Raw genomic sequence first — 13868 nt, 5'->3', positions numbered from 1 at the left:
GCGGCCCCTAGTGGATGATGGAGGCGTGACTGACCAACCAGCGGGATCGGCGGATCCGGTGACAGAGGCCGATACGGGCTCAGAAGCCGAGGTCACGCCGCGGCGCCGGCAGCCACTGTTGCTGTCGGTCGCGGCTGTCGTGCTGGCGCTGGACATCGTCACCAAGGTGGCCGCGGTCAAGCTGCTGACCCCCGGTCAGCCGGTGCCGATCATCGGTGACACCGTCACCTGGACCCTGGTCCGCAACTCCGGGGCGGCGTTCTCGATGGCGACCGGCTACACCTGGATGCTGACGTTGATTGCAACCGCTGTGGTGGCCGGGATCTTCTGGATGGGCCGGCGGCTGGTGTCGACCTGGTGGGCCGTCGGCCTCGGGATGATCCTGGGTGGCGCGATGGGCAACCTGGTCGACCGGTTCTTCCGCTCGCCGGGACCGCTGCGCGGGCACGTCGTGGACTTCTTGTCGATCGGCTGGTGGCCGGTGTTCAATGTCGCCGATCCGTCGGTCGTCGGAGGAGCGATCCTGCTGGTCACCCTGTCGGCGCTCGGATTCGATTTCGACACCGTCGGCCGCCGGGTGCCCGCCGACGACGCAGAGCGTGGCGACGCGGCGGAGGAGCCTGCCGAGGGCGTCGACGGACCTCAATGACCGATCGGTCCATGCCCGTGCCGGAGGGCCTCGCGGGCATGCGGGTCGATGCCGGGGTCGCGCGGCTGCTCGGGGTATCCCGCACCGCCGCCGCGGCGATGGCCGAAGACGGCGGCGTCGAACTGGACGGGGTGGCCGCGGGCAAGTCGGATCGGCTGACCGCCGGAGCCTGGCTGCAGGTGCGGATTCCCGACGCGCCGGCACCGGTGCAGAACACACCCGTCGACATCGAGGGCATGGACATCCTCTACTCCGACGACGACATCGTCGTTGTGGACAAGCCGGCCGGGGTCGCCGCGCATGCGTCGGTCGGCTGGACCGGGCCGACCGTGCTCGGCGGGCTGGCCGCGGCCGGTTACCGGATCACCACGTCGGGCGTGCATGAGCGGCAGGGGATCGTGCATCGCCTCGACGTCGGCACCTCCGGAGTGATGGTCGTCGCGATCTCCGAGCGGGCGTACACGCTGCTCAAGCGGGCGTTCAAACAGCGCACCGTCGACAAGCGGTATCACGCTCTGGTACAAGGACATCCGGACCCGTCCAGTGGAACCATCGACGCGCCGATCGGCCGTCACCGCGGCCACGACTGGAAGTTCGCCGTCACCTCCGATGGCCGGCACAGCCTGACCCATTACGACACCGTCGAAGCCTTCGTCGCCGCAAGCCTGTTGGATGTGCATCTGGAAACCGGTCGCACACACCAGATTCGGGTGCATTTCGCGGCGCTGCATCATCCGTGTTGCGGTGACCTGACCTACGGTGCGAACCCAAAACTCGCGGAAAAGCTTGGGCTGGAACGGCAATGGCTGCATGCGCGGTCGCTGTCGTTCATCCATCCCGGCGACGGCCGGCAGGTCGAATTTGTCAGCCCTTACCCTGCGGATCTACAGCATGCCCTCGACGTGCTGCGGGCCGAACACTAGCTGCGCAGACTCCGGCACCGCGATCGGTCGCTATGGCTTGCGGGCTTCGACCAGCAGCCGGGTCGAATGCGCGACGAACGGCCCGTTCGCCTCGATGTGCTCGTGCATCTCGAGCAGCCGGTCGCGGTAGCGCTCGACGGTGAAGTCGGGCACCGTCCAGATCACCTTGCGCAGGAAATAGATCACCGCACCGACGTCGAAGAACTCGGCGCGGAGGCGTTCGAGGCGCATCTGCAGGACCTCCAGGCCGGCCGACTCGGCCTGCGCCGTCTGGGTATCCGGTTGCAGCTCAGCCCATTTCGACGGCTGCGGACCGAGGAAGTACTCGAACAACTCCCGCATGGTCGCGGGCCCGATCTGCTGGGCGAGGTAGCCGCCACCCGGCCGCAGCACCCGCGCGATCTCCTCCCACCGCACCACGGTCGCGTGCCGGCTGGTCACCAGGTCGAACGCCTCGTCGGCGAACGGCAGCCTGGGGTCATCGCCGCGCGTGGCCACCACCACGACTCCGCGCGGATGCAACAGTTTGGTGGCCAAGATCGCGTTCGGCGGCCAGGACTCGGTGGCGACCATCGTCGGTGGGAAAACCTCGGCCCCAGAAAGCACCTCGCCGCCGCCTGTGTCGATATCCAATGCCGCCGACGCCGTCGCCAGCCGCTGACTCATCAACCGCTGATAGCCCCAAGACGGGCGCTGCTCGGTAGCGCGGCCGTCGAGCCAGGAGAAGTCCCAGCCATCGATCGGCGCCGCCGCGGCTTCGGAAACCAACTCGTCGAACGTCCGGCCCATGCCTGCATTGTCGCCGACCCGGGCGGCGCGCCGATCAGGTTTGCGCGGTCGCGTGATCCGACGCGATATCGGCGGCCAGCGGAGCGATCGCGCCGATGATCTCGTCGACGGTTGTTCGCGGCACGCCGGCGGCGAACAGCGCATCGGTCAAGTGCCCGGCCACCAAGGAGAAGTGGGACATCATGATGCCGCGGCCTTGATGGACCTGCTTCATCGGGGCGCCGGTATACGGTTCGGCACCGCCGAGTGCGGCCGCGAAGAACTCGATCTGCTTGCCCTTGAGCCGGTTCATATTCGATCCGGCGAAAAAGCCGGCCAATTGGTCGTCGGCAAGAACCCGCATGTAGAAGTCCTCGACGACGATTTCGAGCGCCTCGTAGCCGCCGATCGCGTCGAAGATACTGACCGATTCGGCGGGAACAGGCGCTTTGCGCTGGCGCAGAAGTGACAACATTCCCATGGCAACCACTTCACCATCGGGGCATTGCCCGACCGTTATGCCGCCATCACCCGGCGATTACCGGTGGTAACCAGTCGATTGCCGCACATCACCGTGAGTTCGCACGCGGGTCGCGTGGGTGGTGAGCAATGGAACATTGCCGCGATTTGCAACTCGGCACGCATTCGGCGACGCTGGTATAGCGCGCCAGACATCGCCTCACCTGGTACTTCTCCCGGCTCACATCGCCGTCCGGGCGGACGTGAGGGCGAATTCATCGCGGCGACATCGCGGGCATCGGGGCAGCAACATCGCCCTCATAAGTTCGTCAGATAACAGCGGAACGGGCAGGGGCATTGGCCAATCGAGGGGACGAGGCGCGGTATGACCGAGCCGGATAGTGCGTCGCTGACGGGATTCACCGTGGCGATCACCGCGTCGCGGCGGGTCGACGAATTCGCCACGATGCTGCGCCGGCGCGGAGCCGAGGTGGTGACCGGGGCGGCCATGAGCATGGTCCCGCTCGCCGATGACGTGCGGCTGCGAGCCGCCACCCACGATGTCATCGACGCGCCTCCCGATGTTCTGATCGCCACCACCGGAATCGGGTTTCGCGGCTGGGTCGAAGCGGCCGAGGGCTGGGGACTGGCGGAACAGCTGCTGGCTGCTCTGGGCAAGGCCCGGGTGATCTCCCGCGGGCCGAAGGCGACCGGCGCACTGCGGGCGGCGGGCCTGCGCGAAGAGTGGTCACCTGTCTCCGAGTCGTCCGAAGAGGTGCTCGCCCACCTGACCGTCGACGACCTCAAGGGCAAGCGCGTCGCGGTGCAGCTGCACGGTGCCACCGACGATTGGGATCCGGTGCCGGGATTCATCGACACGCTCGCCGAACGTGGCGCAACGGTCGTAGGGGTGCCGGTGTATCGGTGGGAGCCGCCGGAGGACCTCGGCCCGCTGGACGCACTGATCGAAAAGGTCGCGCTCGGCGGAGTGGACGCGATCACGTTCACCTCGGCGCCCGCAGCGGCGTCGTTCCTGATGCGCGCCGAGGAGCTGCGGCTCACCGAGGCCGTGCGACGGGCGATGACCGGGACGGTCACCGCATTTTGCGTGGGCCCGGTGACGGCCCGGCCGTTGTGCAGTGCGGGCGTGCCGTCGGTACAACCCGAACGGATGCGGCTCGGGGCGTTGGCGCGTGCGGTGGTCGACGAATTGCCGCGCCGCCAACCGGATTTGGTGGTCGCCGGGCACACCCTGGGGGTGCGTGCCAACTGCGCCGTGGTCGATGGCGTGGTGCGCGACCTTTCGCCCAACTCGTTGGTTCTGCTCAAGATGCTGGCCGCCGCCCCCGGCGCGGTGGTGTCGCGTGACGTGATGCTGGAAGCGCTCGGCGGGGATGACCCGCACGTCGTGGAGGCCGCCGTCGCACGATTGCGGTCGGCGATCGGTGCCAAGGAGCTGATTGCCACCGCGGTCAAGCGTGGCTATCGGCTGGCGGTGGACTTCATGCCAGACGAGACGTCGACGTGACCACCTTGTTGGTGGCCCACGGGACTCGAAACCCGTTGGGCGTCACGATGATCGGTGACCTGGCTGCGGCCGTTGCCGGTGTGCTGGACGAACCGGTGCGGGTCGGGTTCGTCGACGTTCTGGGACCCACGCCCGCCGAGGTGCTGGGCACGTTGCGCGATGAGCCGACCGTTGTCGTACCGGCGCTGCTGTCCAGCGGATACCACGTCCGCGTCGACCTGCCGCGCTATGTCGCCGAGTCCGGCCATCAGCGCGTCACCGTCGCGCGTCCGCTCGGCCCGTCGCCGGAGTTGGCCCGCGCGTTGCTGTGTCGACTGATCGACGCCGGCTGGCGCCGCGACGATCACGTAGTGCTGGTCGCAGCCGGTACCCGCGATCGGCGGGGGCAAGGCGAGTTGCGTCAGACGGCCGCCGCATTGTCGGCGTTGGTCGGGCACCGGGTGTCGATCGCGTTCGCGGCTCCCTGCCGCGACGGCTCCGGCTACCCGTCGGTGCCCGAGGTGGTGGCCGCGGCCCGTCAATCGGGCGCCCACCGAGTCGCACTGGCGTCATACCTGTTGGCCGACGGCCTTTTTCAGGGTCGCCTGTATGAGGCGGACGCCGATGTGGTGACCGCACCGCTGGGTCTGCACTCCGCGGTGATCCGGCTGGCCTGCCGTCGCCGACGCGAAGCCGTGCTCGCGGCGCCGGCCTTTGCGGGCGCGTTGAGTTAGGCCGAAAGACCCACGCGCCGGTAACCGAAGCGGATGTCGGGCGAATTGGCCACCCACACCGTGCCGTCGATGCCGACGCGCGTCGCGTACACCGGGATCGACACCCCTTCGGCGTCCAGGCACCGCCCGTCGAGCAGGCTGAAGGCCTGCTTCTTCAGCGGCGATTGCACGACGGGGAACCCGCCGCGGTCGCCGACAATGCCGCGTGACAGCACGGCGGCACGGCCGATCGGGTCGATGTTGCCGACCGCACGGATACTGTTGTCGGCCAACAGGAACAGTGCAACCTGGGCGTTGTCGGGCAAAAGCACCGCGACGCCGCGCATCGGCTGCAGCTGTGCGACGGAGCACGCAGCGGTCCAGTCGTGACGCCAGCGGCCGAGATCGAAAGACGTTGCCATATCAGCGGTTCCTCACAGTAGGTGTGCCGATCAGGACCGGGACCTTGCGCCCGTTCTTTTCGGTGAATTCGACGGTTGGGTCGGGTGCACCGGGTGCGTTGACGAACGTCACGAACCGGGCCAGCTTGTCCGGGTCGTCGAGGACGGCTTTCCATTCGCAGACGTAGCCTTCGACGTGGCGTGCCATCGCCGCCTCGAAATCGGCTGCCAGGCCCAGGGAGTCGTCGATGATCACGTTGTGGAGGTGGTCGAGGCCGCCGTCGAGTTCGTCGAGCCACGGCGCGGTGCGCTGTAACCGGTTCGCGGTGCGGATGTAGTACATCAGGAAGCGGTCGATGTAGCGGACCAGGGTTTCGCTGTCGAGGTCGGAGGCGAGCAGCTGGGCGTGTTTGGGGGTCATGCCGCCGTTGCCGCCGACGTAGAGGTTCCAGCCGGCCTCGGTGGCGATCACGCCGACGTCTTTGCCGCGGGCCTCGGCACATTCGCGGGCACACCCGGATACGCCCATCTTGATTTTGTGCGGCGCCCGCAGCCCGCGGTAACGCAGTTCGAGGTCGATGGCCATCTGCACCGAATCCTGTTGGCCGTAGCGGCACCAGTCGGTGCCCACACAGCTTTTGACGGTGCGCAGCGACTTGCCATAGGCGTGGCCGGATTCCATTCCGCCCTCGACGAGGCGCAGCCAGATCTGGGGGAGCTGGTCGACGGTGGCGCCGAACATGTCGATGCGCTGGCCTCCGGTGATTTTGGTGTACAGCCCGAAGTCGCGGGCGATCTCACCGATCAGGATCAACTGCTCGGCAGTGATGTCACCGCCGGGCACCCGCGGCACCACCGAATAGGTGCCGTTGCGCTGCAGGTTGGCCAGGAAATGATCGTTGGTGTCCTGCAACGATGCCGCCTCGCCGTCGAGGATGTGCTCGGAGCTGGTGGAGGCCAGGATCGAGGCGACGGCCGGTTTGCAGATGTCGCAGCCGGTTCCGGTGCCGTACCGCTCGATCAAGCCGGAGAAGGTGCGCAGGCCGCTGGCTTGGACGATCTCGAACAGCTCGGTGCGGGACTGAGAGAAATGCTCGCACAACGCTTTTGAGACCTCGACGCCTTCGGCGGTGAGCAACTGCGACAGCAGGGGCACGCACGACCCGCACGACGTGCCCGCGGCGGTGCAACCTTTGAGGTCGGCCACCGTGCACGCGCCGTCGGCGATGGCCGAACACAGGTCCGCCTTGGTGACGTTGTTGCACGAGCAGATCTGCGCGTCGTCGGGCAGTGCGCCGATGCCGATCGCGGCCCCGCCGCTTCCGGCCGGCGCGATCAATGCGACGGGATCACCCGGCAGCTGAGAGCCGACCAGTGGTCGCAGCACCCCGTAGCTGGATGCGTCGCCCACTAGGACGCCGCCGAGCAGCGTTTGAGCGTCGTCGGACAGCACCAGCTTGGCGTAGGTGCCGCCGATCGGGTCGGACACCACGACTTCCAACGCGCCGGGCGTGGTGGCCAGCGCGTCACCGAAGCTGGCCACGTCGACACCCAGCAGCTTGAGCTTGGTGGACATGTCGGCGCCCGGGAATTCGGCGTCGCCGTCGAGCAGCCGGTCGGCGACGATTTCTGCGGTCGTGTAGCCCGGTGCCACCAGGCCGTAACAGCGGCCTTCGACCGCGGCGACTTCGCCGATCGCATACACAGCGGAATCGCTTGTCGTGCAGGTCAGGTCGCAGACGACGCCGCCGCGTTCGCCGATCTCGAGGCCGGCCGCGCGGGCCAGCTCGTCGCGCGGCCGCACCCCTGCCGAGAAAACGAGCAGCGCCGCATCGATCACCTCGTCGTTGCTCAGCGTCACCCGCAGCCGGTTGGCGCCCTCGTCGATCGGCTCGATGGCCGAGGTGCCCGCGCCGACAGTGACCCCGATACCGAGCTCACGCACCGACCGCAACAGATGCTCGCCGCCGGCCTGGTCGACCTGCAGGGGCATCAGTCGGGGCGCGAATTCGACGACGTGGGGCCGTATTCCGAGCAGGCGTAAGGCGTTGGCGGCTTCCAGGCCGAGCAGCCCGCCGCCGACGACGATGCCGACGGCCTCGCTGTCGCGGGCCAGCGCGGCCTCGGCGTCAGCGCGGATCGCGTCCAGGTCGTCCAGCGTCCGGTAGACGTGGCAGCCGGGGGAGTCTTTGCCGGGTACCGGCGGCACGAACGGATACGACCCGGTCGCCAACACCAGCGCGTCGTAGGCCTGTTCGGATCCATCCGCGATCGTCAGCCGCTTGGCGTCGCGGTCGATGGCGGTGACCGCGCTGCCGAGGCGCAGTTCGACGAGGGGATCGCCCGCATAGTCGTTGCCGGCCAGCGCGAGCAAGGAGCGATCCCACGCACCGACGTAGGACGACAGCCCGACCCGGTCATAGGCAGCGTCGGGCTCGTCGCCGAATACCACGACCCGCCAGGCCCCGTCGGAATCGCGGGTCCGCAGGGCCTCGACGAAGCGGTGCCCGACCATCCCGTGTCCGATTACCGCCACGGTGCGTTGACCCACTGCCGGCGCTCCTTTCCCGAATTTTCTAGATCGACGCTAGAAGCCGTGTATTGCGGCGGCGTCGCGCCGGGTTGCCGCGTCGTCACGGCTTCCTCACGCCCTGCGACGTGCGTGCGTGAGGGGCTAGGACAGGCGCTCGACCAGGGCCCCGTCGGGGGAATCGGGCGGTATCAGGGCCAGCCCGCGACGGCCGACCATCGCGGCGAGATGGGCGGTCGGTGCGTGTGCGGCGGCGACCCAGGCGCCGCTGCCGTTCGGTTCGACCGGAACCACCCGCCACCGATCCGTGCTGGGCACCCCCCGAACCGAGATCATGTCGACCACCGAGTGCTGGGCCGCGGTGAGCGCATCGATCACGACCGGTCCCAGAAGGGCCGCCCCGGCGACCGCGGCCAGTGGGTTGCCGCCGACCCCGAGCAGCACCCGGGTTCGAGGATCCATCCCGGGCAACGTCGCAACCAGGACCGAGCCACCCGGTCGCATGGCCACTCCGTCGGCGACGACGAAGCCGCCGGCCCGCATGATCGCCGCGCGCAGATGATCGGCCACCCCGCGACCGGTGGCGCCGATGATGACCACCAGGTCCGCGTCACCGGCGAACGCCGCCGCAAGTGCGGTCGGGTCGTCGGACACATGCGACCCGATCTCGACGATTGCCCCGTAGCCGCGCAACAGCGCGGCTACCGGCGCCACGGCAGTTTCGGGTAGCAGCGGCGCGTGTGGGTCGAGAGCCTTTGCACCGGAACTGATTTCATCGCCCGAACTGTGCACCGTGATTCGGACCGGCCCGCGCACGACGAGCCGCTCGACACCGGCCGACCGGGCGAGCGAGGCCAGCGCTTCGTCGATCCGGGTGCCGGCCGAGGCGAGAGCGGCGCCGGCCGTCCATTCGCTTCCGCAGCGACGGGTGTCGTCGCGCGCGGCCGGCCCGGAATCGCGTTGACGGACCAACGTCCCGGTCGTGTCGACCTCCTCGTCGCGAATCACCCGCTGCGCGCCGGTGGGTAGGCGCGCGCCGGTGGCGATACGGCGGGCTCGCCCGGCTGCCAGTGTCCCACCGTGCGTTCCGGCCGCGATCGCGTCATCCTGCGGGACCCACGGGCCCGGTCCCGCCACCGCCCAGCCATCCATCGCCGACACGTCGAAGGGCGGGAACGGCCTTGCGGCCGTGAGGGGTTCGGCCAGTACCGCGCCGACCGCGGTGTCCGGTTCGCGGTCGACGGCAGGCAGCGGACCGATCGCGGCGCGTACCGCGGATCGGACCCCGTCGGGCGAACGGTCAACGCGCGACCGTGCCGCCGCGAGCTGCTCTGGGGTGTCGACGTCGGCGATGTCGGCGAGATTGATGTTGATCACGTTGTCCGGCAACAGATCTCGCATCCGCGACGGAGCCGAGGTGAGCGCGGTCGCCAGCGCAGCCGAATCCCACACCGCGGTGAGGTACTGCCGCCGCCCGTCGTCGTCGACGGCGAGTGCGACGGGTGCGTCGCCCCGCGCATCGGCGAGCGCCTTGACGGCTTCCGCGGTGATGCGCGGCAGGTCGGCGGCCAGCACCGCAACGTCGGCCGGACCGTCGGGCAGTGCGGCGAAGCCGGCGGCCAGCGCGGCCGCGGGCCCGCGCTGGGGTGGGTCTTCGCGCACCACCGTGACCCCTGTCGGTACCTCGCGTGGTGGGCCGACCACGACGACGGCTTCGGCGTCGGTCACCGCGGCCAAGGCGATGTCGAGCAATCGCCGCCCGCCGACGAGCTGCTCCGGCTTGTCGGCGCCCAGCCGTGTCGAGGCGCCGCCGGCAAGGATGATCGCGTGCAGCGGCCTGCGCCGGCACTGCTCAGTAGACATCCCGTACATAGCGCCGCTCCGCAGACATCGCGTGTAGGTAAGAGGTCGCGCTGTGGGGGCTGCGACCGCTCTGCTGGGCGATGATGCCACGTAGCGTTTCGTCGACATCGCGGGCCATCCTGGCCGCATCGCCGCACACGTACACGTAGGCGCCGTCGGCGATCCACTTCCACAGGTCGGGAGCGTTTTCCTGCATCCGGTCCTGCACGTAGACCTTGGTGGCGCCGTCACGCGAGAACGCGGTGTCCATCCGGGTCAGCACCCCGGACTGGGCGAAAGCGTCCAGCTCGTCGCGATAGTAGAAGTTGGTTGCTTCGTGCTGCTCGCCGAAGAACAGCCAGTTGTGACCAGAGTGCCCGCGTGCCGCGCGGTCGTGCAGGAAGGCGCGGAACGGTGCGATACCGGTGCCGGGACCGATCATGATGGCTCGTGCATCGGGATCCTGCGGCGGCCGGAAGTGCTTGGTGCGCTGAACGAAGATGTCCACTTCCGCGCCGGCCCCCAGGCCGGCGAGATGGCCCGAGCACACGCCGCTCCGTGGTGTCCCGCGTGACGACTCGAACCGCACGATGCCGGGAGTGACATGGACTTGGGTCGGATCCTCGAGCGAGCTCGACGAAATCGAGTACAACCGGGGAGCCAGCGGTCGCAGCACGTCCAGCCATTCGTCGAGGTCGGCTTGGATCGGGAAATCGGTCAGCAGGTCGAGAGTTTGACGGCCCCAAGCCCATTCGGCGAACCGCGGCGGATCGTCGATGGCAGACCGCAACTCGTCGACCGGATGGCGGTCGTGGACGAACCGCACCAGGTCGGGGGTGATTCGGGTGATGTCCAGTCGCCGCCGCAACGCCTCGGCCAGTGGCATCGTCTGTTCGCCGATCGCGATCTCGGCGGCGCCATCCAGGCCGGTGAGTTCGAGAAATTCGGCGACGGCCTCGGGCGAGTTGTGCGGCCACACTCCGAGTGCGTCGCCCGCGTCGTATTCCAGCGTTCCCTCGGGCAGGTGGAAGCCGATGCTGCGCACATCTTTGTCGGAGCCCGCGCCAGACAGCGCGACGTTGCTGACGATGGTGGTCCGCAGTGGGTTTGCTCGCGAATAGCGTTGCCGTGCAGATTGTTTCGGTGCGGCCGCCTCGGGTGTTCGGTCGGTCAACGCCGCGGTAACGCGGTCGGTCCACGTCTGCGCGGTTGCCTCGTAGTCGGGTTCGCACAGCATCCGGTCGGCGAAGCGTTGGGCGCCAAGGTATTCCAGCCGGGCATCCAGCTTGCGGGCGAAACCGCAGAAATCGGCGTACGACGAGTCGCCGAATCCGAGGACTGAGAACCTGAGGTTGTCCAGGTCACCGGGTTCGGCGGCGGCCAAGGCGTCCCACAGCGCGATGCCGTTGTCCGGTGGATCGCCGTCGCCGGTGGTGGATGTCACGAACAGCACCGTGCCGCTCAGGTCTGCGACCGCGACTTCTTCCGCGCCGCGCAGTCGCGCGGCAATGCCTGCGCTGGTGAGTCTTTCGACGCACGTGGTAGCGAACTCCTCGGCCGTGCCGGTCTGCGACGCCCATACCACCGTGGTGACCGGCTCGCCGGCGACGTGCCCGGGCTCGGCGGCGGCCGGGACCGCCGAGCGGGAGAAGATTCCGGCCAGCACGCCGTCGACCCACATCCGGTTGCCCGGTGACAGCGGCGTCACCGCGGGCAGCAACGGCACCTCGGCGCTCGGTGGGTTCGCACGTATACCGGCCATCAGACCCGACAGGAACAGCCGTTCGTCGGCGGACAGCGTCGCCGACGCCGGCAGCGCGTCCAGCACCGCGGCGAGTGCGTCAACCGGGGATCGCGCTTCCCGGGTTGTGAGTTCGCCTGCGGCGGTGTCGGTTTCGACCGGTGTGACGCTGACCGCGCAGACCTTGAACTCCGGTTGCAGCGAGTCGGGGTCGACCGCGTCGTTGGTCACCGCGTTGACGGCGACATCGGGTGCGAACGCATCGGCCCAGTGCATGGGCGCGAAGCAGACGCCGGGGCGGACGGCGTCGTCGACGTTCGCGGGCAGCACGGCTTGGCCGCGGCGGGAACGGATCTCGACCTTGTCGCCGTCGCGCACCCCGAGCCGGGCGGCATCCTCGGGGTGTAGCTGGAGGAACGGTTCCGGGTTGAGTTTGTTGAGCTTGGCGACCCGCCCGGTCTTGGTCATCGTGTGCCATTGGTGGGCCAGCCGCCCGGTGGTGAAGACCATCGGGAAGTCGTCGTCGGGCAACTCCGCGGCGGGAAGATGGGGCCGCGGCAGGAATCGGGCGCGCCGGCTCGGAGTGGGAAAGGCGAGTGCGGGTACGGTGCCGTCGACGTCGGTGTGCAAACTCTGGCTGACGCCGTCGTTGCGGTAGCGGATCGGATTGCGGTCCGCGCCGCCGGGCGGAGCGGGCCACTGCACCGGTCCACGGCGCAGCCGCTCGTAGTTCACACCGCGCAGGTCCCAGCCGGTGCGCGGGTTGTGAAACTCCACAAGTTCATCGAAAACATCTGCGGCAGAATCGAACTCGAATCCCGGATAGCCCATCGCGGTCGCTACCCGGCAGATCAGTTGCCAGTCCGGCGCGGCGTCGCCGGGCGGGGTCATCGCGGGCGCGCAGTGGGTGACCGTGCGCTCGCTGTTCACCATCACGCCGTCGCTTTCGGCCCACAGCGCGGCCGGCAGCACCACGTCGGCGTACGCGGAGGTTTCCGCTCCGCTGAATGCCTCCTGCACCACCACGAACTCGGCCCGCTCCAGCCCGGCGATCACCGAGGCCCGATTCGACACGGAGGCAACCGGATTGGTGCAGATGATCCACGCCGCTCGAATGTCGCCGTCGGCCATCTGTCGGTACATGTCGACCGTCCCGGTGCCCCCCTCGGCACGAATGGTCCCCGGCTCCAGTCCCCAGCGGGTCTCGACGAACGCGCGGTCGTCGGGATCCAACGCCGACCGCTGTCCCGGCAGGCCCGGGCCCATGTAGCCCATCTCCCGGCCGCCCATCGCGTTGGGTTGTCCGGTGAGCGAGAACGGGCCGGCCCCCGGACGACAGATCGCACCCGTCGCCAGGTGCAGATTGCACAGCGCGTTGGTGTTCCAGGTGCCGTGCGTGGACTGATTGAGGCCCATGGTCCACAGACTCATCCAGTTCTGCGTCCCACAGATCAGCTCCGCGACCGCCCGCAGATCCGCCTCAGCCAAACCCGTGATGTCGGCGACGAGATCGACCGGGTACTCGTCGAGCAGGACGTCCAGCGGCTCCCAGCCCTCGGTGTAGGCAGCGACGAAATCGGTGTCCACCCCGCCCGCGTCGCGAACCAGTCGCAGCAGTCCGTTGAGCAGCGCCAAGTCGGTGCCCGGGCGGATCGGCAGGTGCAGGTCCGCCTTGGCCGCGGTGGCCGTGCGGCGCGGATCGACCACCACCAGTTTGGCGCCGGCGCGGACCCGGTCCATCATGCGCAGGTACAAGATCGGATGGCAGTCGGCCATGTTGGCGCCCAGCACCAGGAACAGGTCGGCGGCATCGAGGTCGTCGTAGCTGCCGGGCGGTCCGTCTGCCCCCAGCGACTGCTTGTAGCCGGTGCCGGCGCTGGCCATGCACAGCCGCGAGTTGGACTCGATCCACTGGGTCCGCAGATAGCCCTTGGCCAGTTTATTGGCGAGATACTGTGCCTCGATGGTCATCTGGCCCGAGACGTAGAGGGCGATCGAGTCGGGTCCGTGCTCGTCGCGGATCGCCGACAACCGTGCCGCCACCTCCGCGACGGCGACGTCCACCGCGATCGGTTCGGCGTCGACGCCGCGCTGGCGACGAATCAGGGCCTTGTCCAGCCGTCCGCCGGCGCGGAGCATGTCGGCGGTGGTGTTGCCCTTGGTGCACAGCCGGCCGCGGTTGGCGGGATGGTCGGCGCGCCCCGTGGCCTTGGTCACCGTCCCGCCCGAGACGTGCAGGTCCATACCGCAGCCGACGCCGCAGTACCCACACACCGTGGCGACCCGTGCAGAGGAAGCCATACCACCCACTCGTCCCCGGCCGCTATCGCGGCAC

10 protein-coding genes are annotated in these 13868 nt (G+C 68.8%); 4 read left to right on the top strand and 6 right to left on the bottom strand.

What is annotated here, in order from left to right; translation table 11 throughout:
- Window positions 1-25: 25 nt before the first annotated feature.
- Both lspA and A5658_RS09510 read left to right on the top strand, forming a co-directional pair.
- Window positions 26-649, top strand: coding sequence for a signal peptidase II (gene lspA / locus A5658_RS09515; RefSeq protein WP_082993056.1), 624 nt, complete (start codon window positions 26-28; stop codon window positions 647-649).
- The gene (locus A5658_RS09510) at window positions 646-1572 is read left to right on the top strand and encodes an RluA family pseudouridine synthase (RefSeq protein ID WP_067333326.1); all 927 of its coding nucleotides are present in this window, start codon (window positions 646-648) and stop codon (window positions 1570-1572) included. Before lspA ends, A5658_RS09510 begins: the two co-directional genes overlap by 4 nt.
- Window positions 1573-1602: 30 nt before the next feature.
- On the opposite strand, the gene A5658_RS09505 is transcribed toward A5658_RS09510, so the two are convergent.
- Both A5658_RS09505 and A5658_RS09500 read right to left on the bottom strand, forming a co-directional pair.
- A complete protein-coding gene (locus A5658_RS09505) occupies window positions 1603-2361 on the bottom strand; it encodes a class I SAM-dependent methyltransferase (protein ID WP_067333324.1) in 759 nt (252 codons plus the stop codon).
- 34 nt (window positions 2362-2395) lie between these two features.
- The gene (locus tag A5658_RS09500; protein ID WP_067333322.1) at window positions 2396-2821 is read right to left on the bottom strand and encodes a group 1 truncated hemoglobin; all 426 of its coding nucleotides are present in this window, start codon (window positions 2819-2821) and stop codon (window positions 2396-2398) included.
- Window positions 2822-3184: 363 nt separating this feature from the next.
- Here A5658_RS09500 and A5658_RS09495 point away from each other — a divergent pair, with 363 nt between their 5' ends.
- Window positions 3185-4327 (top strand): uroporphyrinogen-III synthase, encoded by a 1143-nt coding sequence (locus A5658_RS09495; RefSeq protein ID WP_067333320.1) that lies wholly within the window; start codon window positions 3185-3187, stop codon window positions 4325-4327.
- Window positions 4324-5040, top strand: a complete 717-nt coding sequence (locus tag A5658_RS09490; RefSeq protein ID WP_067333318.1) for a sirohydrochlorin chelatase — start codon at window positions 4324-4326, stop codon at window positions 5038-5040. The genes A5658_RS09495 and A5658_RS09490 overlap by 4 nt, the downstream gene beginning before the upstream one ends.
- Here the strand turns inward: A5658_RS09490 and nirD are convergent.
- The 4 genes from nirD to A5658_RS09470 form a co-directional block, all read right to left on the bottom strand.
- The gene (gene nirD / locus A5658_RS09485) at window positions 5037-5441 is read right to left on the bottom strand and encodes a nitrite reductase small subunit NirD (protein WP_067333316.1); all 405 of its coding nucleotides are present in this window, start codon (window positions 5439-5441) and stop codon (window positions 5037-5039) included. The genes A5658_RS09490 and nirD overlap by 4 nt on opposite strands.
- A gap of 1 nt (window position 5442) precedes the next feature.
- Window positions 5443-7935 carry a nitrite reductase large subunit NirB gene (gene nirB / locus A5658_RS09480; RefSeq protein ID WP_067333424.1) on the bottom strand — a complete coding sequence of 831 codons (2493 nt, stop codon included), beginning with the start codon at window positions 7933-7935 and terminating at the stop codon, window positions 5443-5445.
- Between the two features lie 159 nt (window positions 7936-8094).
- The gene (locus tag A5658_RS09475) at window positions 8095-9813 is read right to left on the bottom strand and encodes an NTP transferase domain-containing protein (protein WP_067333421.1); all 1719 of its coding nucleotides are present in this window, start codon (window positions 9811-9813) and stop codon (window positions 8095-8097) included.
- Entirely contained in the window at window positions 9803-13834 is a 4032-nt protein-coding gene (locus A5658_RS09470; protein ID WP_067333314.1) for a bifunctional nitrate reductase/sulfite reductase flavoprotein subunit alpha, read from the bottom strand. The genes A5658_RS09475 and A5658_RS09470 overlap by 11 nt, the downstream gene beginning before the upstream one ends.
- Between the last annotated feature and the right edge of the window lie 34 nt (window positions 13835-13868).

This window comes from Mycobacterium sp. 1245111.1 (genome assembly GCF_001673405.1).
Taxonomy (GTDB): Bacteria; Actinomycetota; Actinomycetes; order Mycobacteriales; family Mycobacteriaceae; genus Mycobacterium.
Note: the sequence above shows the minus strand (reverse complement) of the source record. Positions and strands in the feature narration are given on the sequence as shown.